19 protein-coding genes are annotated in these 22,682 nt (G+C 47.5%); all 19 read left to right on the top strand.

Annotation, left to right across the window (positions count from 1 at the left end; translation table 11 throughout):
* Positions 1-101: 101 nt before the first annotated feature.
* The 19 genes from PPG34_RS17675 (at position 102) to PPG34_RS17585 (ending at position 22,651) form a co-directional block, all read left to right on the top strand.
* Complete coding sequence (locus tag PPG34_RS17675; protein WP_313834771.1) at positions 102-1,019, top strand: carboxypeptidase-like regulatory domain-containing protein; 918 nt, start codon at positions 102-104, stop codon at positions 1,017-1,019.
* 152 nt (positions 1,020-1,171) lie between these two features.
* Positions 1,172-2,008: a carboxypeptidase-like regulatory domain-containing protein gene (locus tag PPG34_RS17670; RefSeq protein WP_313834770.1), complete on the top strand. Its 837-nt coding sequence runs from the start codon at positions 1,172-1,174 to the stop codon at positions 2,006-2,008.
* Positions 2,009-2,674 carry a hypothetical protein gene (locus PPG34_RS17665; RefSeq protein WP_313834769.1) on the top strand — a complete coding sequence of 222 codons (666 nt, stop codon included), beginning with the start codon at positions 2,009-2,011 and terminating at the stop codon, positions 2,672-2,674.
* Positions 2,675-2,680: 6 nt separating this feature from the next.
* Complete coding sequence (locus PPG34_RS17660) at positions 2,681-4,042, top strand: HEAT repeat domain-containing protein (RefSeq protein ID WP_313834768.1); 1,362 nt, start codon at positions 2,681-2,683, stop codon at positions 4,040-4,042.
* A gap of 237 nt (positions 4,043-4,279) precedes the next feature.
* Entirely contained in the window at positions 4,280-6,109 is a 1,830-nt protein-coding gene (locus PPG34_RS17655; protein ID WP_313834767.1) for a thioredoxin domain-containing protein, read from the top strand.
* 221 nt (positions 6,110-6,330) lie between these two features.
* Complete coding sequence (locus PPG34_RS17650; RefSeq protein ID WP_313834766.1) at positions 6,331-7,128, top strand: hypothetical protein; 798 nt, start codon at positions 6,331-6,333, stop codon at positions 7,126-7,128.
* 315 nt (positions 7,129-7,443) lie between these two features.
* Positions 7,444-8,424, top strand: coding sequence for a methyltransferase (locus PPG34_RS17645; RefSeq protein WP_313834765.1), 981 nt, complete (start codon positions 7,444-7,446; stop codon positions 8,422-8,424).
* Between the two features lie 41 nt (positions 8,425-8,465).
* Positions 8,466-9,182, top strand: a complete 717-nt coding sequence (locus tag PPG34_RS17640) for a DUF420 domain-containing protein (RefSeq protein WP_313834764.1) — start codon at positions 8,466-8,468, stop codon at positions 9,180-9,182.
* A gap of 5 nt (positions 9,183-9,187) precedes the next feature.
* Positions 9,188-9,667 carry a PCP reductase family protein gene (locus PPG34_RS17635; protein ID WP_313834763.1) on the top strand — a complete coding sequence of 160 codons (480 nt, stop codon included), beginning with the start codon at positions 9,188-9,190 and terminating at the stop codon, positions 9,665-9,667.
* A gap of 134 nt (positions 9,668-9,801) precedes the next feature.
* Positions 9,802-10,884, top strand: coding sequence for a hypothetical protein (locus PPG34_RS17630; RefSeq protein WP_313834762.1), 1,083 nt, complete (start codon positions 9,802-9,804; stop codon positions 10,882-10,884).
* A gap of 123 nt (positions 10,885-11,007) precedes the next feature.
* Positions 11,008-12,762, top strand: a complete 1,755-nt coding sequence (locus PPG34_RS17625) for a cytochrome ubiquinol oxidase subunit I (RefSeq protein WP_313834761.1) — start codon at positions 11,008-11,010, stop codon at positions 12,760-12,762.
* Positions 12,759-13,430: a DUF3047 domain-containing protein gene (locus PPG34_RS17620; protein WP_313834760.1), complete on the top strand. Its 672-nt coding sequence runs from the start codon at positions 12,759-12,761 to the stop codon at positions 13,428-13,430. The genes PPG34_RS17625 and PPG34_RS17620 overlap by 4 nt, the downstream gene beginning before the upstream one ends.
* Before the next feature lie 60 nt (positions 13,431-13,490).
* Positions 13,491-13,805: a hypothetical protein gene (locus PPG34_RS17615; RefSeq protein WP_313834759.1), complete on the top strand. Its 315-nt coding sequence runs from the start codon at positions 13,491-13,493 to the stop codon at positions 13,803-13,805.
* Between the two features lie 82 nt (positions 13,806-13,887).
* Complete coding sequence (locus PPG34_RS17610; RefSeq protein ID WP_313834758.1) at positions 13,888-14,817, top strand: formylglycine-generating enzyme family protein; 930 nt, start codon at positions 13,888-13,890, stop codon at positions 14,815-14,817.
* 26 nt (positions 14,818-14,843) lie between these two features.
* Positions 14,844-15,749: a formylglycine-generating enzyme family protein gene (locus tag PPG34_RS17605; protein ID WP_313834757.1), complete on the top strand. Its 906-nt coding sequence runs from the start codon at positions 14,844-14,846 to the stop codon at positions 15,747-15,749.
* 607 nt (positions 15,750-16,356) lie between these two features.
* The gene (locus PPG34_RS17600; protein ID WP_313834756.1) at positions 16,357-18,333 is read left to right on the top strand and encodes a cytochrome ubiquinol oxidase subunit I; all 1,977 of its coding nucleotides are present in this window, start codon (positions 16,357-16,359) and stop codon (positions 18,331-18,333) included.
* A gap of 100 nt (positions 18,334-18,433) precedes the next feature.
* The gene (locus tag PPG34_RS17595; protein WP_313834755.1) at positions 18,434-19,750 is read left to right on the top strand and encodes a nitric oxide reductase; all 1,317 of its coding nucleotides are present in this window, start codon (positions 18,434-18,436) and stop codon (positions 19,748-19,750) included.
* A 44-nt stretch (positions 19,751-19,794) separates the two neighbouring features.
* Positions 19,795-20,760: a c-type cytochrome gene (locus tag PPG34_RS17590; protein ID WP_313834754.1), complete on the top strand. Its 966-nt coding sequence runs from the start codon at positions 19,795-19,797 to the stop codon at positions 20,758-20,760.
* Between the two features lie 58 nt (positions 20,761-20,818).
* Positions 20,819-22,651, top strand: a complete 1,833-nt coding sequence (locus tag PPG34_RS17585; protein WP_420888114.1) for a c-type cytochrome — start codon at positions 20,819-20,821, stop codon at positions 22,649-22,651.
* Positions 22,652-22,682: the final 31 nt, after the last annotated feature.

The following is a 22,682-nucleotide window of genomic DNA, read 5'->3' as shown; positions in this document are numbered from 1 at the left end:
GGCTTCCCCGTTTTTTTTTGAGAGCATGAATGTTATAAAATAGTAGAAGGATGTAAATTCGTAGGTTGTGTAAAGATCTGTTAGGCGTAAGGGAGGTGTGCATGCGATGTTGGAGATTGGGGTTGTTGGCATGCGTGTGGGTAATGGTCTTTGCTTTGCCAAGTTTTTCTTATCAGGAAATTCCCGTGACGAATGGAGCGACCATTCGGGGTAAGGTAACGATTACTGGAGAAAAGCCAAGACCAATGGCCTTCAACCTGGTGACTATTCCAGATGCGGTTTATTGTGGGAGAATCTCCACGGGTACGGGTTGGCGAATTGTTGAAGATTTTATCATTGCCAACGATGGGAGCCTTAAGGATGTCGTGGTGATGTTAGAGGGGGTAAAGGAGGGGAAGCCCTTTGATATTCCAAAAGTTCGAGTAGATGCCTTCGACTGTGACTTTCTTCCCTTTGTCAATGTTCTGCGAGATCAGGATGAAATCACCGTCGTGAACATGGACCCCGTGGAGCATGATATTCAAGGGTATGAAACAGCTCGCGAACGTGGGGCTCGCGTGTTATTTAACCGGCCATTGCCCATGAATCCTTTCCACAAGGTCTTAGGTCTGTTGCATAGCCATAAACATATGGCGGGCGAGCCGATGGTCGAAAAAATTCATCTGCGGAAAGGACGTAATATTTTTGTGATGCAATGTGGATTTCATCCCTATATGTTTTCCTGGGGCGTGGTAGTGAGCAATCCCTACTTTGCCATCACCAAGGAAGATGGTCTGTATGAAATTTCCGATGTACCTCCGGGGCAATATATTCTAAAAGTCTGGCATGCTGGAATGAAGCAATACCTTGAACGGCCGGTAACCGTGACGGCCAACGGTACGCTCTCGGAAAACTTTGAATATGTTGCCGTCCCGGGTCGACGAAGCGTTCATGAAATCAGCGATAATCCACGGTTTGGGATGGAATTGTTGGGAGAGGGCGTTGAAATAGTCCCATCGCTTCGACTTCAAAAACCGTAAATCCTATTTCTGGGTCATTTTTCAGAGGCAAGTTTTTGACTAATGATACATTTTTTAAGCTTTGAGGTGGAATGCAATTGAGACCTCGATTTTTGGTATTTTCCTTATTCGCAGTTTTCCTTTGGTGTCCTACCTCCCTTTGGTCCTATGACGTGATTGAGGTTGAAAATGGGGGTTCGGTAGAGGGAACGGTGACGCTTACCGGTGAAATTCCCGATCCTAAAGCCTATAATTTAGTGACTTTTCCCGATCCCGAATATTGTGGACGTATCTCGAATGGTAATGGGTGGCGGTTGCTCCACGATTTTTTTGTCAATAAAGAAAAGCAAGTGCAGCATGTCGTGGTGTTGATCGAAGGAGTAAAGGCTGGGAAAGTTTTTTCCCTTTCTGTCCCACGGATCGAAGCCAAGGATTGCCGATTCCTCCCATTTACCACTGTGGTCCGAAGTGGGCATGGGGTGGAAGTGGTAAACATGGATCCCGTGATGCACGACATTCAAGCCTACGAAACCTCGGTGGAGACTGGGACTCGGGTGCTTTTTAATTCTCCCCTACCATTCAATCAACGACACCATCGAGGGAATCTTCACGCTACCCATGATCACAATCCTGGTAAATCACTAGTCCGACAATTTCAATTGAGTAAAAAACGCCATACGTTTGTCATGCAATGCGGATTTCATGCCTACATGGAAAGTTGGGCGATTGCCGTGGACAATCCTTATTATGTGTTTACCAATGAGGATGGGCATTTTGCCATCGAAAATATTCCTCCCGGGACCTACGATCTTCGCGCCTGGCATCCAGGAATCAAACAGGTGATCAAGCAGCGGATCACTATTGAGCCAGACAAGAAATTGACTGTGAATATGGAATTACCCTCGCCGGGTCGAAAAAAAACAGCACTCACTGTTCGAACTCCTCCTCGATTTACTCCTGCCGCTTTGGGGCGTGAATTTACCATTGAACCCATTCTTGAGCGTCAGTAAGTGAAGTGTCCCAATCTTTCCCTTAAAAATATTAGGAGGCGGTGTTTTTTACTCGGATCCCTAGGCCTCGCTTTAGGTGTGCTGTATCCTCCGGTCGTTCAAGCATTGCCCGACAAGTCTCCGGTCGTTTCTCAGGATTCGAATTCCGAATTCTCTGCTCGCCTGATTTGGCGAATCGGAAAACGATCTTCAAAAGCGCTGTTATTTGTGAAGGGCGATCGCTATCGTATTGAACATTTAGGTGGGATCAAAACAGATTTGGGCTATGCTACAGTCACCATTGTTCGGTTGGATGAACAAAAGGTGTGGTACATCCTGTCTCAACGACGATTGGTGGTCTCCGTTCCTTTGACTCCGGATGATGTGCTTCCGATGTCCATTAAACTGGAAGGTGAGGTGGCGCGCACTCGAATTGGGGATGCCTTGGTGGGTGAGCAACCGGCCACCTTATACGAGGTCGAGGTTCAACGGAATGATCATCGGGAGACCTATTATGAGTGGGTCGATGAGTCACGGCAGTTGTTGTTAAAATTAGTAAGTCAGGAACGAGAGTGGTCGGTAGAATATAAACGCGTGACCCAATCCAAACAGCCGGATTATTTTTTTGAACCCCCCTTGGGGTATAAAATATTTGAAACGACCGAAATCCAAGCAGAGGAAGGATAAGTGCGAATGAAGGTTGTCATGTGGTTGGGAATGCTTCTTGGGTGTGTGTTGAATGTGTGCCCAGGATTTTGGGTGGAGGTAGCTGTCGCCGAATCTTCCCAGGAAGTCATATTGACAGAGGCCCGCAAGTTGTTTGCGAAAGGGGAATATCCAAAAACTTTAGAGTTAGTTGAACCGTTACTCCAACAACCATCATCCTTTAGAGAACCTTACCGGCTTAAGGTGTTAAGCCTGGTTCGGCTTGGCAAGACGAAGGATGGTGTGGAAGCCTTTGACCAATTCGTCAAGGCCACTGGGCGTCAAGATGAAACGCTTCTCCGAGAGATGGCGATCCAAAGTATCCTGCCGTTTCGTTCGGATATGCGAGAACAAGTACGAGGCTCGGCCTATTCGGCCTTAAAAGAGATTCAATCCACCGAAGCCCTTCCGTATTTTCAAGATGGATTAAGTGATGGATCAGGGATGATTCGGGTCTTGGTTGCGGAGGGCATAGGAGTATTCCCTGAGGGTCGGAAATTAGAGTCGTTTCGAGGGGCGTTAAATGATCAGGCTGGGTTGGTGCGAGTGACTGTCTTAAAGTCCTTCGGACGCTCAGGTGATACCGCGACCATTCCCCTTATCACGCCATTTCTCTCAGACAAACAGGAAGCCGTGCAGGTTGCCGCCGCCGCCGCACTCTATCGTCTTGGTCAAAAAGAACAGTGGCAGCGAGTCGAGCGGGCGACGAATGTCCAGGAGGGGTACGAGCGTGGGTCGGCGTTGCGCATGATTGGGGAAATCGGGGACCCCCGGGGATTGCCACTTCTCAAATTGGGGTTGCGTGATAAACAGCCGTCCATTCGGGCCGCCGCCGCGGCGTCCCTTGGTAAGCTAGGCCTTCCCGAAGGTGTACCACTTCTGATTGGTGCGTTATCCGAACCTGTTCCTGCCGTGCGCAGTGTGGCCGCAGTGACGCTGGGCGAGCTCAACTCTGAAGAAGCGATCCCTGCACTCACTCGAGCCTTACGGGATCAAAATATGGGTGTCAAAGCTGCGGCGGTTGCCGGGCTTCTTCAACTCAATAGTCCTTTTCGAGTGGTCGCGGAAACAGTTCGAGAATTAATTAGTCAACAAAACCCAGGCTTACGCTCCTCGGCTGCAAAGGCGCTTGCCCATGGGCGCCCCCGAGATGTGATTGGCACCCTATTGCTGATGCTTAATGATCCCGTACCGAAACCTCGGATTTCCGCGGCGCGATCTCTGGGGCGGGTGGCTGGGCGCGAAGTTATTCCTCAATTAAAGAATCTCTTGAAAGATCCCAATGAATCCCTCCGGGCGACGGCGGCCGGAGCGATTGCCCGCATCCTCTCGACACCGCCGCAAACCTAGTGTGAGGGGGTAATTGCGGTTCCCGAAAAGTATCATGTCTTCGGTTCCCTTTCAGGGCCTCTCTAATCGGGGATGGTGTTTGAGTCCTGAAATTCGGTTGACTAAAATGATCCTATGATGAATTGGATCCTTACACCCTATTCAAATTTGCGTAGATCCCTTTCTCTCGCGTTGCTTTGGTGTTGTCTGGCCTTCTTCCTGTTCCCAAATAATCTTTTAGCTCATCAGGAGAATTCCTTGTCGGATTCGCCTGGAAAACCATCTCACATTCAGTGGGTGGAGTGGGACATTCAAGCGTTTGAACGCGCCAAGACCGAAGATAAACTCATCCTGCTCGATTTGACGGCAATGTGGTGCCATGCTTGTCATGTGATGGATGAAACAACCTATGTGAATCCGGAGATTGTGGAATTATTGAACTCGTCTTTTATTCCCGTGCGGGTCGAAACCGATCAGCGGCCTGATATTGAGGCTCGGTATAAACATGGCGGCTGGCCAACCACAAGTATTCTTTTGCCCTCTGGAGAAATATTATTTCAGGCTAATGCTTTAACTCCTGAAGAGTTACTCTTGGCCCTCCAAGAAACCCAGTCGCTATATCGAAAGCACAAAGAGGATTTGTTTGCCCGCGCTGAGAAGGTCTGGGAGCAAGTGGAAGCTGCAACACAAGCACGGGTTCCACCTGATGGGGCGATTCCAAGAGATCTACCCAAACATATGCTGGTGACCATGAAGCAAAGCTTCGACCAAGCAAATGGTGGGTTCCGTGACGCCCCGAAATTTTTTGAGCCGGACGCAATGACTTTTTTATTTGAGATTCATTATTGGCAACAGGATCCGGTGGTAAGGCAGATGGCTCTGTTCACCTTAGACCAACAGCTGAAATTATATGATCCTGTTTGGGGTGGGTTTTATCGTTACGCTGAAAGGCCGGATTGGACCGCCCCGCATTATGAAAAAATGTTGCCGATTCAAGCGCATAATGTGCTCAATTATCTTGAGGCTTATCAAATTACCAAAAGTCAGAAATATCGTGATGTCGTTGAGGGGACGATCCGGTATGTTACTCGTTTTCTTAGTGATTCGGAGCGTGGCGGATTTTTTGCCAGTCAGGATGCGGATGTGAGAAATATTTCTGGCTCCGAATCTTTTATTCCAGGGAAACGTTATTTTTCATTGAATGAGTCCGAGCGTCTGATGGTTGGTTTTCCTACCATCGATCATTCCATCTATACCGGATGGAATGGGTTAATGGCCAAAAGTTTTTTGGTTACTTCCCAGGTGTTTGGAGATGAACGACTTCGGGAATATGCTCTTCTCACGCTTGACCGCTTGTTTGAAGAACGATACCAACCAGGGAAGGGAATGGCCCATGTAATCCATGAGGGACACCTGAAACAATTTGGCTTGCTGGAAGATCAGCTGTGGTTCACGGCAGCGTTAGCCGAGGCGTATGTAACGACTGGGTTATCTACCTATCTGGATCGAGCAGAACAGATTGTCCAAGACATGATACCGCTTCTAGAAGACAAGCAGGGGGGAGGGTTTTTTGATCGACCTAGAAATGTTGGTTCTCAGGGGCTACTCAAGTTTCCATACAAAGATATAAAAACCAATGCCTCCTTGGCCTTAGTATTGTCGGAGCTGTCTTACCTCACGGGAGAAGTGGCATATCGCGATTTGGCCAAGCGGGTATTGCAGTTCGTTGTTGGGGGGAATAACCCTCTTCCGGTGGCGAGCCTTGGTTTGGCAACCCAGCGGTTTTACCAATATCCAGTTCATATTGTCGTTGTTGGTGAGGAACAGGACGTTAGCACCGAAAATTTATTCAAGAGAGCCCTAGCATTGTATGTGCCGGGGAAAGTGGTGCGGCACTTAGATCCACAGAAAGATTCCCTGTCCGTGGGGGAGGTGACCTTTCCCATGTCCGAGGTGGCTCAGGCCTTCGTGTGCACGGATAAGCTCTGTTCCAGCCCCATTCAACAAGCGGAAGCCTTGGGGAAGCATCTTGATGAACTCATGGCCGGATTATTTCAATCGCAAGAACCCTTTCCATATGCACGATAAAGCCTAAAAACGTCAAGAAAATAGGTAACTTAGGGAAAGCTGACTTGACACCAAAACGCCATCTTGTTATATACAAAAATGAGTGTCTTGATAGATTGTTGACAATGTTCCCGCCCCTATCGATGATAAGAATTTGAGGCGGCGAGGGAGTTAAAAGAAGCCGTCAGTTGTATTCCCCCCCAAGTCAGACAACATTTTATATTCAACGAGGAGGAGAGATTATGAAGAATCGCCAATCCCTAACTTTGTCCCTGGTGCTAGGAGCACTGCTCGTGGCCGTTCCCTTAGTAGCGCAAGCAGGTGGAACCATCAAAGGTAAAGTAACCTATTCTGGCCCACCGGTGGAACCCAAAGAATTTGCGTTTTCCAAGTTTCCGAATATCGAATTCTGCAAACAAAATCCCAGCAAAAAGGGCGATGACACTCGTCTCTTGAAAGAAGTTGAAGTGGATGGAAATAAGGGCTTAAAAAATGCCATTGTGTCAGTCCGTGGCATTGAGGACAAAGGTTTTAAGTATACTCCTGATGTGAAAGCCATATTGTGTGAGTTTCAGCCCTTTACTGGCGTGTTGGTCAATAAAGGAAACTTCATGGTGACCAATGAAGATGCCGATCCCAGTGACCCCAAGTCCGCAGAAGGCGTGTTGCATAACCCACACAGCTTTGATGTGCTGGGTGCCAAGTCCGCCACTCTGTTCAACATTGGGTTAGCCAAGAAGGGCGATTCCTTGGATAAAACGATTAAAATGCGCATGGCCAGAAAAGGTTCTGTGCTACGTTTGCAATGTGACCAACATGAATTCATGCAAGCGTGGTATTTGCCCGTTGAAAATGGCCATTTTGCCGCAACCGGAGCAGATGGCACCTTTGAAATCAAAGATGTTCCTGCTGGGAAGCACAAAGTATTGGCCTGGCACCCCATTGCCGGTAATGTGGAGATTGAAGTCGAAGTAAAAGATGGCGCCACAGTTGAAGCCAACTTTGATATCAAGAAAGTCAACAAGTTTAAAGGGGTTTAAAGGGTAAGCAAACCTTTAATTTAATAAATAGTGAAATATGAAAAGGGTGGCAACGGGTTTCCGTTGCCACCCTTTTTTGTTTTTGGGAATATTGCCCGTGTCTTTCGGTTGGAGAACTTTCCTTCCGACCAAACTACATATGCAAATTGGTGGCGGAGGAATGGGAGGCTTGTTGCTCATGTACATGGGGGTTTTCGACTTCTATTTTTTAAGGATTTTGATTTTCTATTCCTTGCGTTCGCCAGTTCCCGCCCGCTAATATCAGCTATTCGAAGGGGTTCTGGTTGTTCTCACCAAAGATTGTAAGGACTTGATGTGCCACGGGAGTTGTCCCTCGCAGAAATCTTTCAGTTAGGGTATTACTGGGAGACGAAAATTCTCTTGACCGGGATTAAACTGGATCTTTTCTCAGCCCTGGAGAACCGATTTGCTACTTCTTCTGAACTCGCTGAGCGGTTCGCTCTCAATGAACGATCGTTAAGTCTTCTTCTCAACGCCTTGGTGGCCATGAGGGTGTTAATAAAGCAGAATGGCCGCTTTGGGAATACCAGTGTCGCTCAAAAATATTTGGTAAAAACCACTCCAGAATATGTGGGGCACCTCTTAATTCTTCATGATTCTGAATGGGAGAATTGGGGGAAATTGGAGGAGACCATTCGAACAGGTCAATCCCCAGTTCGGCAGCACGTGTTTGAAACGAATCCGGAAATGGGTGCCAATGTGTTAGCGGTGTTGGATCGTATTGGCCGGGGTGGGGGAGTCAATCTTGCCAAATATTTGCAACTTGATGGGGTTGAACACCTGCTCGATGTGGGTGGTGGAGCTGGAACGAACGCGATTGCTTTTTGTCAGGAGTATCCTGATCTCAAGGCCACGGTGTTTGACCTTCCTCAGACCTTGCAGGTGACTGAACGCTATATTAAAGAAGCGGGTTTGGAAGACCGTATCGCTTTAAAACCTGGAAATTTCAACACGGATTCTTTGGGTGGCCCCTATGATGTCGCTCTCATGTCCGACATTCTTCATTACCAAGACCATCAGGTCAATGGGGCCTTGGTCAAAAAAGTGTTTGCTCATTTACACGATCAAGGGCGACTTGTGATCAAGGATCGATTTCTAGATCCGGATCGGACCAGTCCGGCTTGGACCACGGCGTTTGCCGTGCATATTATGGTCAACACAGAACATGGGGATTGTTTTACCACGCAAGAAGCCCTGGATTGGATGACCGAGGCAGGCTTTGACTCCGTGACAGAATTGGAACCACGAGCTATCGTTCAAGGAGTGAAATCTTAATGGGGTGCTTTGGATTTGCCTCAACAAAAAAGGATTAATGAATGGCTGAATGGTTACGAGAGCCGGGATTTGCTGGAACGCATGCGACCATGGGGGCTGATGTGAGTCAGCTCATGGCTACTTTTTTTACGGCCCTGTTTATTCTTGGTTGGTGGCAAGCCAGAAATGGAAAGGGGGCGGCCCATCACTGGCTGATGCTGGGTGGCATGATTGCCATGTTGGCTTTTTTTACCAGTTATTATTTATTCCGCCAGTTGGGCGTGCTGGCCTTTGAAGGTAAGGAAGGCTTTGGAGGGCCCCAAGCCTTGTATGATAATGTCTTTATTCCAATTTTGACTCTGCATATTATATTGGTCGTCATTGGCTTGGTCATGGCTATCTACATGATGGTCCTCGGATTCCGTTCGCAAACGTTTATCGAAGGTCAACGAAAATTGAAGGACACTCTACTTCAAACCACCTGGAGGAGGGTGGGGATAGTTTTTGGTGGGGTGACGGCTGTAGTACTATTATTGTTTTTAAGTCGCGGGTTCTCCTCGGGTTTTTCCATGGGGAAATTCAGTGTGTATCTTGGTCTCCTCATCATCGTTGGAATCGTCTTCGGTGTGGAGATCACGATTCAACGGATTTGGCCCAATGGAGCACGGAGGCACCGGGTCTTGGGACGATTTACGATGGCGATCTATTGCGTGCTATTCGTGACTGGAAGTATTACGTATACCATGTTGTATATTCTCTACCCAGGTCGGATTGGGTAGCGAGCATGAATTGTTCCTGCGGATCAGAGTTGCAGCTTGTCCGCATCGAGGAAGGGGATGATGGGCAGTCTTTTATCCGTTATTCTTGCCCTGGATGCGCCTTGGAGTTTGGTATAGAAGCGACCTGTGATGAGGCCTCTCCTTTTTTCAATGGTCCCGTATGGACCGATGAGGCCCAACATTATTTGGATCGCATGCCTCCCTATTTAAAGCCCTTGGTTTGTAAGGAGGTTGAAGACTATGCCGGCTCAAAAAATATTCGTCTGCTTTCTACTGGATTGATTACGGAAGCAAAGAACCAGGGAACTGTATCCTGGCATCCTGAAGCGGAAACCCGGTTGTCTCGTGTGCCAGGTCCTGTCCGTGCGATGGCTCGTGTGGAACTGGAGAGAACGGCTCTTGATCGCGGTCTTCCAGAAGTGACGGTGGCTCTAATGGAAGAACTTAAGGCCAGATATTTCGGAATGGCTGGGAAAGGATCCTGAAGCGTATTTTTTCCCGTGCGCCAGCGTGAAAACTGATGCGTAAAAGATAAGAAAATGGGAATTCACCCCATCGCATTTTTGGTTTTTCATGCTTCAGACTTAACGCTTCAATAATCGCGGTTTTAGGGATTTTAATGCTACACCGATTGGCCCTACGAGTCATTCCTCAACTGAATGCGGCAGTGACGGAATCTGCTGTCCGCAAACGTAAACGATGGGTGATGCTCCTTCCGGGGCTTATTGCCTTCCTGTTATACCGCTTGCTCAAAGATATTCTACCCCTTGGGGACCCGTTTGTATTGTTGGCCTTCGGCGGTGCCATTGCTACGGTCACGGCCTTATGGGCCTATCGCATGGGGCGGCAACAGCCGGTTGCTCAAATCCTCAACAGCGACTCTCTCCAATTTTTGGTGTGGGTCGCCGGTTGGATTGGATGTGTCTATGGTATGCAATTGTCTTTACTGGTCTTGGCGATGCTGGCGCTTTTTGTCGACTACAATTTTCTTTTGCATCCTGAAGGCCCTGCCATGATGGCCTTGATAATTCCCACGACGGCGGTGACCCGAGATGCCTTCGAGATTGGTCATGTGATGCGGTTAGAGTCACAAGGAACTCGGATGGTGACATTTCCCAATGGCAGGCCCCTGCGGGAATTGTGGCAACGAGACCCTCTTCACGTCGGGCAGTGGAGTGCCAGTGGGTTTTTTGTTGGGGGGCTCGCTGCTCTGGGGTTAGGCCTTTTCGGGGATTGGGGGTTGAATGGCATAGGCCAAGCCCTGATGTCCATGCTTGTGGCTGGAAGCGTGGCCTATCTCGCATTTTTTCATGGACAATTTCCTACAGAGAATTGGTCGACACGATTTGGGACACAATCCTGGTGGGAACGCGTGCAATTTTGGACGTGGCCATGTTTGACTTTTGCCCTGACTTACTATTTAGTTCTCTGGGGTTTTTTGGTGTTTTTGCTGAATTTCAAGGTGAATCAAATTGGTCTCTTTGCTGTACTCACGGGGCTAACCACCGCTCTAATGGTGGGCTATGGCTATTTCCTTGGCACACGGGTGTTTGTGGAAAAACAGACGCAGGGCGAAATTTCAGAAGGGCTGCGTCGTTGTCCTTTTGTCATGGAAATTTTAGCCAAAACGGGTTGGGTGTCCCCTACGCAAGTTCCGGCACCTTCTTCTTTATCAACCAGACCAGCCGAACCAAGTTCGTAATAGATCATGTCTATGCGCCATTCTTCTCCTTTCAATTTTGCCGCCTGGTGTTTCTTCCTTATTGTCTTTCAGACTTCCGCTGTTTTTTCTGAGGAGGCTCTACATAGCGGTCCTTCAAGGGATGTGTATTATCAAACCGAAGGGCAGCCTCAGGGTGTAGCTTCTCAGGAAATTAAATCAGTTTATCCTCAATGGGGCACGATCGATAATCGAATTCTTATGTGGGTAGTCACGCAGCAACATACTTATTTTGGAGGATTTGTCCTGGCGTTGCCCTTGTTTGCTCTCTTACTCGAATTATTTTCGCGTTCGCGTCGCGACCCAGAAGCTGTTAAGCGCTATGATGAATTGGGGCGGGATATTTTACGCGTTGGTGTGTTGGCCCTGTCGGTTACCGCTCTCCTGGGCAGTGTGATGCTCGTCGGATTTGTCACCCTGTATTCTGGGTTCATGAATTATATGGGCACGACGTTTAAAAATTTGATGCCCGCCTATGCCATGGTGTTTCTGGGTGAATCCTTTCTCCTGGTTTTGTACTACTACAGTTGGGATAAGATGGCGAACGGGGGGCGAAAGTGGCTTCACATGTCGATTGGGGTGCTGGCTAACTCCATGGGACTTCTTTTGCTACTGATGGCCAATGCCTGGGCCTCTTTCATGATGGCTCCGGCTGGCGTAGATGCGAGTGGACGATTTTTGGGAAATATCTGGCATTTGTTGCATTCTCCGCTCTGGAATCCCTTGAATGCTCATCGGTTCCTTGCAGATATCATGTCTGGTGGCGCGGTGGTTGTCGCCTATGCTGCCTATCGTTTTTTACGGACGCGTGTGGAAAGTGAACGGGCCTATTATGATTGGGTAGGCTATGTCTTTATCGTGGTGATGGTATGTGCGTTGCTTCCCATGCCGTTTGCCGGGTATTGGCTCATGCGGGCCGTGTTTGAATTTCGGCAAGAAATGGGTGTGACAATGATGGGTGGGTTGCTTACCTGGCTTTTTGTGGTGCAGGCCATTACCATTGGTGCCCTCTTCCTGGGCATCAATTATTATATTTGGCAATCGTTGGGGCGCATCCGGGGTGGCGATCGGTTTGATCCATACTTTAAGTTAATTGTCGGCGGGCTGATGATGGCTTTCCTCGTATGGTTTACTCCGCATACTATTGCCATGACTCCGAGTGAAATGAAAGCGATGGGGGCGGCACAACATCCGGTCATTGGTCAATTCGGGGTGATGTCTGCAAAGAATGGCGCCATCAATGTCATGATTTGTCTCACTGGGCTGAGTTATTTACTCTATCGGAGAGCGAATCGGGTTATTACGGTCCCGTGGGCCACGGCCGGGAATATTGCCTTGGGCGCCTTGTTTGCGCTTGGCATCGTCAATATCGTGTGGGTGGCGATCTATGGGTTTTTTATTCCGGCCCACGTAAGGGTCGGTCTCTCGGTTCCTCAGGGAGCGACGACTGCGACGGTGTTAATTGTGGGATTGGTGTTGAATCAATTGATGCTGCGTGGAGCCCAGCTACGAGGTCCGGTGCAATGGGGGAAAATTTCTGTGCGTGGCATGGTATCCTTATTCGCCGTTGCCGCCATGTTTACGTGGGTGATGGGGCTTATGGGGTATATTCGCTCCGCTGGACGATTGGGATGGCATGTTAAGGATTTGATGGCCGATGTTTCTCCATGGGCATTTACGCCAGAAATCACGTTTGTTGCGAAAATGGTCACAATGAATATGTTGCTCTTTTGGGCTTCGGTGTTTGTCATGTTTTGGCTGGGAACTAAGGATCGGCAGGTCGTCGTTGCCAAAGAAACTTCGAATGACCCAGGTGAAATTTCACTTGTTCAGACTTTTTCAAGAGAGGAATCGGCGTGAAGTGTCAAAGGTCTATGCATATTATTGAAAAACTGTTTGGCTTGATGGTCATCGGGTTTGTCGTTATTGGAAATCCCGGGGGGCTTCTGGTTCAAGCAGATGAAGGACGCACTTCTGGCATGGTGTTGGAAGACTTTCAGCACCCTGATGTTGATGGGTTCCCCCAAGGGTGGGAGGGTTCACGTAGCAAAGTCACAGCTCAAGAGGCGTATTCCATTCATAAAGAAGGCGATGCTGTATTTTTAAAAGGCAAAGGTGCGAACCAACGTGTGTATACGAAAAATATCATGTGGGACCCGAAAACCCATCCGATTTTACGCTGGCGGTGGCGAGTCATTTCCGCTCCCAATGATGCGGACTATTTCGCGGCGGTGTTTGCAAATTTGGATGTGGATTTTATGTTCATTCCGGTTTCCACTAAGTATATCTGGAGTGGGACCCGCCCTAAAGGCGACGTAAAAGATGGCGGCATGTTTGGTGCCGCCGAAGTGGTCGTCCGGTCAGGAAATGAGCAGTTTGGTGAGTGGATTGAAGAAGAGGTTAATGCGTACAAAGATTTTATTGATATCCATAAGCATGAACCCGCGGAAAAAGCCTGGGGGATTTCCTTGCAAAGCGGCCCAGGAGTAGAAGTCGATTTCGGCTCGATTGAAATCAGTGAGAAATAGTGTTCTTCTGAGACGTTCTAATACTCTGGAGCTACCATTACTACGGAAAAAATTATTGACGTGGCTCTCGGCCTTGCCGTGATGGGGACCGTTGGATTGCTCATTGGCATGTTAATGGGCGGTGCGTTTCTCTATGCAGCCACGGGTATGGGTTTGGTGCTGGGAGCAGGTATTGGGTTAATTGGTGGCCGTCGGTTTTTCGTAGGGATTTTGGTTGGCGCGGTATTGGGCGGCGCCTTGGCATGGTTGGTTGCTGGCGCGCATAATATTACTATTGGCGCTGGTTCTGGAGCCGCCATGGGGGGGTTCTTGGGAACCTGGATCTCCATGTTGTTGGACGTATTTTTTCGAAAGCGGGTCAAGCCTGCTTCCTGATTGATGGAGCTCTTTGGGTTGCACCATTGATTGAATTGTCAAATCTAAGGGTTGTTGCATCGTGCAAATAGGTTGAAGGCATATGGAAAATCGAGGCGTGTTGATCGGCTCCATTATCTTCGTGTTTGCTTCTTTTATTTTGATGATGGTGATGTTGATCTACGAAACCTATAAAGGAAAAGCCGAGCGGGAACGTTTAGTGGCCACCTCCCAAAAGGACAAACCCAAATTAATTGAACCCGTCAAAGTCCAAGATTACTCCATGTACCGTACCGTGGTTGGCAATGAAGGTCGGGAAATGGTGGAAATCCCTGAGGGACCCTTTACAATGGGCTATGACCAGGGTGATCCCGATGAAGCCCCAGCACACCCGGTATATCTCAAAGCCTTCTTTATTGATCTCAAGGAAGTGACTCAGTCGGAGTACGACCGTTTTGTCAACATGGTCAAACGAGAAAAACCAAAAGTTCCGGTTTTTGAGGAAGATATTTCAAAGTTGCGAGATCCTGATTTTCCTGTGGTGGGTGTAGGATGGAACGATGCTTTTGCCTATTGCCAATGGGCCGGGAAACGGTTACCCACCGAAGCCGAATGGGAAAAAGCCGCGCGTGGGGAAGGCCGGCGTCTTTATCCTTGGGGAAATGAATTTAGCTATACCTATTCAAACGTAGACGGGGAAGACGATGGTTTTCCATATCTAGCACCCGTGGGGTCCTATGAGGTCGGGCGTAGTCCGTATGGTGTCTATGATATGACGGGGAATGTGGCGGAGTGGGTGGCTGATTCATACGATCCAAAATATTATCAAAATACGCCGTTTCGAGATCCACCTGGTCCGGACGATTCCGAGTTTAAAGTAATTCGGGGGGGGACTTGGCGCGATTCAAAATTAAATGCCAGGGTCACGAAACGCTTTTCTGCAAAAATGTGGAGGACAGATGCCACAATGGGCTTTCGATGTGCCCTTGATGCTGATGCCTATGAGCCTGCATCACGGGCTGAGTCGCCCTGATGTATAAACGGTGTTGTTCTTAACTCATGGATATCCGATTAAAGCTGATTCTTGCGGCCGTGATCCTATTCATGATTGGCATGCCAGTCTCAGGGATTTTGCGAGGAACTTCTTCTCCCCCCCCTGATCCAGATCTTGCGGAAATGGCTGAACCCCTTCAAAATCCCCAAGCTCCTGATGCTCCTGTCGAGATAATTCCAGAAGAAATGGTCCATATTCCCCCAGGGGAATTTATTCTGGGAACAAAACAAGGTGGTTTTAATGAACGACCGGAGCGTATTGTCATGCTTAAAGGGTATTGGATTGCTCGTCATGAAGTCACCAATCATCATTATGCAGAATTTGTGGAGGAAACGGGACATCGAAATCCTGGTCCACCTTCCAGGTACGCGAAACGGCTTACTCAACTCCGAAGCCCGAATCAGCCGGTGGCCTACGTATCCTGGCATGATGCGGATGCGTATTGCCGCTGGAAGGGATATCGACTGCCCACCGAGGCTGAATGGGAAAAAGCTATGAGGGGGATCGATGGTCGGTTGTGGCCATGGGGAAATTCTCCAAGAATCTTTAAGGCGAATCTGGGAGGTCCGGAAGATGGATATGAAGCCACAGCCCCTGTGGGTTCTTTTCCATTAGACCGTAGCCCCTTTGGAATCTATGATGGGTTTGGGAATATGATGGAATGGGTGGAGAACTGGTACGAAGAACAGGCGGTAAACCCCAATGAGCCCAGGGAGGTTAATTCGGCTGATCATGGTGGGTATAAAACGCTTCGTGGGGCTGGGTATACCAGCCATGGGAGCGATCTGCGAATTACCGCGAGGAGTTTTATGATCCCCGATTTCCGAGATGAAACCATCGGGTTCAGGTGCGCGACTTCACAATTAGATAAAAACCCTGACCAAGCCCAGAACAAAAAATCTAAGGCGTAAAAGGAATTTTAAAGGAAATCAAAGTAGTAGAGAATCAAAAAGACGGCCAAAAGAATATTGACAACCATTCCAGCCAGCACTATAATATCGAACACTTTTGCGTTATTTCGCATTTATTTGACCTCGTTTGTAAAAGTGATCGATGAGTATCATATCGGAGAGAAAAGAGTCAAGAGTACAATTAATTAGTGTTAACTATTTAAGTATTTAGGGGTAAAAAATGGCAAAAACTGATTCAATCGAAACCAAGGTGGGGAAGGCGATTTTTTATGTCACCTGCGCGGTAAGCTTTTGGTTCTTTTACTGGTTCGCTGGGATTCAATGCCCATGCTGATCGGTGGAGTAATTGTTTTCCCTTGGTTGACAGGTAGTAGCTCTTGCTAAGGAGGAGTGGGAATGCAGAAAATCATTTATGTCATTATTTCGTTGGTCATTTCGGTGGGGTATTTTCAGTTCCTAGATTGGTTCCTTATGGACATGCAGGGACTGGATTACTTCTATATTCTTCGCTAGCCTAGTTTTTAGGTGAATAGAGTTGAACGTAATGAAAGAACTTCAAAAATATTTAGGCTCTTTGAGTTTGTTCAAAGAACAAAGGAGGTTGGTCATGGGTCGCCTCAATTTAGGACAGGCTAAGAAGAAAATTCTGGCCGTCACAGGTTTATTTGCGATGGGAGCGATGTTGGTGCTCCCAATTTTTGTGGCGCTTCCGGCTTTAGCTGGCGGCGGTGGCGGATCAGCAGGTGGTCCTCCTCCTGAGGTCCTTGCAGCTCAAAAAGCTGCAGCCGAAGCTGAAGGTGAAGTAGAGGGGGAAAAAGTTGAGGTTGGTCGTGATGTATATTACAAAACCGAGGGGCCTGTCGTAGGGGCTCCTGCTCCCAAAACTGAGGATACGGCAGAGTTTTATCCACGATACAACTTTGAAAGCCGCGTTCTTCTCTGGGTGGCCAATCAGCAACATCTCTACTATGGAAGCTTTGTGCTAGCAGTCCCTATCTTTTGTATGTGCATTGAGTTTGCGGGGTTGATTAGTAAAGATAAGGCGATGGCAAAGAAGTATGATCAGCTTGCCTATGACTTTATTAAAATCAGTCTTACCGCTTATTCGTTAACGGCAATTCTCGGTGGAATTCTCATCTTTACCTTCCTGACGCTGTATCCTTCCTTCTTTGGTTACCTCTCCAGTATCTTCCGACCTGTCATGCATATATATGCCTTGATGTTTGTGGCGGAAAGTGGATGCCTATACATCTACTACTATGGTTGGGACAAGATGAAAGAGGGACTGCTGAAGTGGATCCACGTCAGTATGTCCGTGGTTCTGAACGTTATTGGGACTGTGCTGATGTTCTTGGCGAATTCCTGGATCGCTTTCATGATGTCTCCTGCTGGTGTTGATGAGCAGGGTCGTTATTTGGGAAATATTTGGCACGTTCTGCATACCGCCCTTTGGAATCCTCTTAACGTGCATCGCATTCTTGGGAATATGGCGTTTGGTGGTGGTGTGGTAGCCGCCTATGCCGCCTATAGATTTTTATCAGCAAAGACGGATGAAGAGCGAGCCCATTATGATTGGATGGGTTACATTGCTATGTCACTAGGGGTGGCATTCTTAATTCCCCTTCCCTTTGCTGGATATTGGTTGATGCGTGAGGTGTATGCCTATAGACAGCAAATGGGTATCACTTTGATGGGTGGTTTGCTTGCTTGGTTGTTCATTATTCAGGCTACCATGATCGGGATTCTATTCTTGACCACTAACTACTATCTCTGGCAAGCCCTTGGAAGGATGACTGGGGGTGATAGGTTTCAGAGGTATATTAAGTACTTCGTATTCATCTTGGTCGTCGGTCTCCTCGTATTCATTACGCCTCACACTATCGTGATGACGCCGGCAGAATTGAAAGCCATGGGTGGTCAGCAGCATCCGGTGTTGGGTAACTATGGCGTAATGTCGGCCAAAAATGGCGGTATCAATGCGATTATCATGATAACGATCGCAAGTTTCATTTGGTATCAGAGGGGAAATAAATTGCCGGCGGTAAGCTGGGCAAGTTTTGGAAATATCTTCTTGATCACCTTCTTTGTGGTGGGACATATCAATAATATTTGGGTGGCTTGCTACGGGTATTTTATTCCGGCAAACGTTCGAATTGGGTTGTCCGTGCCTCAGGTGGCTGGGACGCTGTCCTGTTTGTTTATCGGGTCAACAATCAATCTAATGATGTTGAAGGGGGCAAAAGAAATTGGTCCAATTGAGTACGGAAAGATTGCCCCTCGCTCTCAGTATGCCCTTATCATGTTAGCCACTGCCTTTACTTGGATGATGGGATTGATGGGTTATATCCGATCTTCCGTAAGGCTGTTCTGGCACGTGAATGAAATTATGCGAGATAATTCTCCTTGGGCCTACACTCACACCATTGGATTTGCCGCCAATGTGATTTCGTTTAATGTGTTATTTTTCTGGATTTCCATTATGTTTGTCTTTTGGCTCGGAACTCTGGGTACTAAGAAGGCCCCGGTGGCGGCTAAGGAGCCTGCACAGGGAATTCCTTCACCACAGCCCGCTGGTGGAAATTAAGATAGAAAAAAGACTGAAATTTTAACGAAAAAGCTGAATTAAAAATATTGACCCTCTCCTCCCATGAACGAGAGGGTCAATATTGATGGAGGGTAACAAGGTGCTTGAATTATTAACGGAGGCAATCGCATTTGGTTGGCCATTTTTAGCCTTGGTTGTTGGGATTTCCCTTTATAAGCAAACGAAGGTGAAAGACCCTGAAGTAAAAAAGAACATGACTTTTAATACCATGATCGGATTAATTGCCTCCGTCATGTTGTTAATCGCAATTGTCAACTATCGGGATAATTTTGGGGTTGATGATGGGAAGTTGCCTATCTCTCTGGTGATGATTACCAGTTTGACGTTTTTGATGGGAATCTATTTTTCAAACATAAGTGCGCTAATGAAAATTGGCGGGTTTATGTTCTTTGTTGCCGCTGCCTTGTCGGGTTATGGAAATTGGTTGCCCCAGGTAGAAGGGGGATTCCCTCCTCCGGAGGTGAAGCTAGATTTCCAAAGTATGTCTGCCCAGCAATTGGGCGATGAAGGCGAAAAGATTATTTTTGGCGGTCTTGGGCAGAGTAAGGTTCAGGGTGCCATAGGAAAAGGCCAATGTCCTCTCTGTCACGGATTTAATCAGGGGTTTTTGAGTGAAAGAGCACCAAACCTTTGGGATATTCCTGCTAGAGCTGAAGAAAGGCTTAAGCACGAAAAATATCATATGAACGATCCGGCAGCCCGCGATACGGTTCAAAAAGAAGCGTTTGAGGGCTCAGGGACGGCTACAACAGGGCAGGAATATATTGCTGAATCACATGCTTGCCCGAATTGTTTCGTGGTTCCTGGTTTTGGAGTGAAAGGCTCGAATGATACGGAAAGTCCTATGCCTAGAATTCATAAGCCACCGATATCACTGACTATTGGTGAGATGGCAGCAGTTGATACCTGGATGTACGTTCGGGAAGGTAAAGATCCGCCGACTTATGATGAAATTCAGGCCTCCTATGAAAAGTTTATTCCTGAGGCAGATCGCCCAAAAGCAAGTGCAGGTGGCGATGAGGCAGCCGGCGGTGTTCTTGCAACAGGTGAAGAGCCCATTACAGATCTCTTCATGAAGGCTGGTTGTCCGGCATGCCACACGATTCCGGGCATTGAGGGGGCGACGGGTAAGGTTGGTCCCTTGTTGATGGAGGGAAGCAATGCCGTTAAACGTATGAAGGATCCTGGTTATCAGGGAAGAGCAAAATCAGCTCGTGAATACATTACGGAATCAATTTTGAAGCCCAGCGCCTATGTGGTCAAAGATTACCCTGATAATCAAATGCCAAAGGATTTTGGGGTGAAATTAAGTGCTGGTGCCGTAAATAAAATTGTGGATTATTTGTCACGATTGGAAGAGGGAAAAGAACCCCCAGCGTTAGACGAATTTAATTGAACCGTATTCCCAAGCTCTGAAAATATAAAACAGGAGTTTACACAATGACCTGGTTAAAGTTAGTAGAAGGCTACATGCCAATGCAGATGATTTCTGAATTGGCTTGTTCAATCTTAGTGTTTGCCTTGATCAACTGGTCGCTAAAAAAGGCAGGAATGGGAATTTCGGCCTTCTGGGCTGGAATTGGAGTATGGATATACATTCAACTCTATCTTAAGTACCGAATTTATCCTCCTATTCCTTTTAGTGTGAGAGCCATTTACGGCACAGTGTCAGCATGTGGAATCTTTATGTGGGTTTCCGGATCACAGGGTGCCTGGGAAGAATTTAAGCGACCTATCCTTAATGTGATGGATGGGATTACTGGATTCCACAAGGCAGTTAGAGTTGTCGCCCTCATTGTTATACCATTGGCATTGGGTGGATTTGCATACAATTCGTTCCTGCCAAGTTTTGAAGAGCCCATTGAGTTACGAACAGTGCATCCAGCACCGCCAGCTACAACAAAGGTTCAAGGAAAAACTTTTGTACTGCAAACGGTTCAAAATCCTTACCGCGTGAATAAAGAAGGCAAATATGACCAAGCCTATACCGATGAAAGAATTGTAGAGCAGGCCATGGGTCGCCTCATGAAAGATGTGAACGATCCAAATTTTAATCCTTGGGATCCCAACGCTGAGGGTTATACGAAGTATGTGCGTGAAGGTGGAGAAATATTCTTTCAAAATTGCCACTTCTGTCACGGCGATAACCTGAATGGTCGCGGGCTGTGGGCCTATGCCTTTAATCCAATTCCGGCTAACTTCACTGATGCTGGAACAATTGCCCAGTTGCAAGAGACTTTTGTATTTTGGCGTGTAGCGAAAGGTGGTATTGGACTGCCTGGGGAAGGGTTCCCTTGGGCTTCCGTTATGCCGCCTTGGGAACAACATCTTACGGTTGATGAAATCTGGAAAGTGGTAATGTTTGAATATTGGCACACCGGGTATTATCCCCGTACATGGGATTAACCAGATTGATATGGTGTTAACCGAACAATTGTTGACTGGCAATTTGAAGAGGAAAACAATGAACAGTAACTTGAAATTCAAGGCGAGCACATCAAGACGTTTTGCTCTCACAGTAGGATTAAGTTTTCTACTTGGAGCATGTCTACCAATATCAGGTTGGGCACAAGATGGTCCACCAGAGGGTTTTGTGAAACAAACAGCAGCTCCTCCACCAAGTGCAGAACAAATAGAATCAGGAAAGCGAGTATATTTTACTAAATGTGTTTGGTGTCATGGGGTTGAGGGTGCGGGGGATGGACCTGGTGCAGTACGATTGTGGCCACGCCCAAGGAACTTTGTGCAGGGAACCTTCAAAATTCGTCATACTGCAAGCGGACAATTGCCAGTTGTAAACCTTGATCTTCTCCAAACTGTGACCCATGGTCTTCCGGGTTCGGCAATGCCTTCGTGGGAAGGAATCTTAACGGAAGAACAACGAAAGGATGTAATTGCGTTTGTCAGCACTCAACTCGTGAAGGATCGCGACTGGCAAGATACGGAGTTTGAAGATTTTTATGTTTTGGAACTAGATAAAATTCAAGCGACACCAAAAACTCCTGAATCCATCAAGCGTGGATCAGAATTGGTCCAAGAGAAAAAATGTGTTGAATGTCATGGCATGGAAGGTCGCGGGGATGGCAACGCCTTTAATTTGAAAGACGACTGGGGTTTTTCTATTCAACCAGCGGATTGGCATAAGTGTTGGAATTTTCGTGGGAGTCGGCAAGATCCTTACAATGTAAAAAATATCTTCCGTACGTTTTCCACTGGTATTAATGGGACCCCAATGCCATCATTTGCTGATACTACGAGTATCGCGGATCGTTGGGATATTGCCAATTATGTAAATTCCCTGTGTGAAAGACAGGTCGAGATAGATGCTCCCAATGGGACAGTTAGTGAGGAAACCGCTGCTGCATTTAACGCGGCGCAACCTTTGCCAATAGATCCTCAAACAGATAAGCCCAAAGGTACGTTCGTAATTCCATCAAAATTTGTGGAAGGGGAACTACCTACGGATGAAAACGGAGAAGCTTGGAAGACCGCTCCAAGAATTTGGGTGGCTCTGGGGGGGCAAATTACTCATAAACCAAGAAACTTCGTGAATCGTATTGATGATGCCTGGGTGCAATCAGTATATAACGATGAGCATATCCTATTTATGTTCAAATGGGACGACCGAACGAAGAGTATTCAGGAGGGCGAAGTCGACTGGGATAGAACCGAAGTTAATCTCGGTGATTATGGGATTGAAGAACAGCAACCCAATGGCTCGCTGTTTAAGGATGAGCGATTCCATCCCGAATCCATTGCTGCCAAACAAAAAGATGGATACCAAGTTTTTAACGATGGAATTGCGTTTCAATTCCCACGAAAATGGCAGGAGTTACCCGCGCCACGTAAACCACGGTACTTCTGGGGAGATGAGAATTTTGCTGCTGATATCACCAAATGGACAGCAGATGGACACCTAGGGGTGTATGAAGGAACTGGCTGGGATATGGACTTCTATGATTTGGACTTTCAAGAAGAAGTCTCTGTGGTAAAAGCAGAGTGGGTTCATGGCCGGTGGACCGTGATTATCAAGCGTCCTCTTAAAGGCGATTATGAAGAAGTAGCCTATTTAGAGAGTGGAAAATACATTCCCATGGTATTTTTTGCATGGGATGGCCATAATGGTGATGTGGGACGGAAAATGGCGGTTTCCGCGTTTTACTACCTCGTGATGGAGCCACCAATTCCAACCACTACATACATCTACCCTGCTTTAATGGCTGTGGGAATCATCATTTTAGAAGGTTGGGTGCTTGGTCGACGTGCCAATCGCCGTAAGGCGCAAGGCCAGGCCTAATTTACATATCAGCTCTTGGGCCAAAATGGTC

Source organism: Candidatus Nitronereus thalassa, assembly GCF_032191465.1.
Taxonomy (GTDB): Bacteria; Nitrospirota; Nitrospiria; order Nitrospirales; family UBA8639; genus Nitronereus; species Nitronereus thalassa.
Note: the sequence above shows the minus strand (reverse complement) of the source record. Positions and strands in the feature narration are given on the sequence as shown.

Bases quoted from the DNA above. Each gene is read 5' to 3' on its own strand.
- PPG34_RS17630 (WP_313834762.1), top strand. From the start codon at position 9,802: ATGCTACACCGATTGGCCCTACGAGTCATTCCTCAACTGAATGCGGCA.
- PPG34_RS17590 (WP_313834754.1), top strand. From the start codon at position 19,795: ATGACCTGGTTAAAGTTAGTAGAAGGCTACATGCCAATGCAGATGATT.
- PPG34_RS17640 (WP_313834764.1), top strand. From the start codon at position 8,466: ATGGCTGAATGGTTACGAGAGCCGGGATTTGCTGGAACGCATGCGACC.
- PPG34_RS17635 (WP_313834763.1), top strand. From the start codon at position 9,188: ATGAATTGTTCCTGCGGATCAGAGTTGCAGCTTGTCCGCATCGAGGAA.
- PPG34_RS17610 (WP_313834758.1), top strand. From the start codon at position 13,888: ATGGAAAATCGAGGCGTGTTGATCGGCTCCATTATCTTCGTGTTTGCT.
- PPG34_RS17660 (WP_313834768.1), top strand. From the start codon at position 2,681: ATGAAGGTTGTCATGTGGTTGGGAATGCTTCTTGGGTGTGTGTTGAAT.
- PPG34_RS17605 (WP_313834757.1), top strand. From the start codon at position 14,844: ATGGATATCCGATTAAAGCTGATTCTTGCGGCCGTGATCCTATTCATG.
- PPG34_RS17600 (WP_313834756.1), top strand. From the start codon at position 16,357: ATGGGTCGCCTCAATTTAGGACAGGCTAAGAAGAAAATTCTGGCCGTC.
- PPG34_RS17585 (WP_420888114.1), top strand. From the start codon at position 20,819: ATGAACAGTAACTTGAAATTCAAGGCGAGCACATCAAGACGTTTTGCT.
- PPG34_RS17675 (WP_313834771.1), top strand. From the start codon at position 102: ATGCGATGTTGGAGATTGGGGTTGTTGGCATGCGTGTGGGTAATGGTC.
- PPG34_RS17650 (WP_313834766.1), top strand. From the start codon at position 6,331: ATGAAGAATCGCCAATCCCTAACTTTGTCCCTGGTGCTAGGAGCACTG.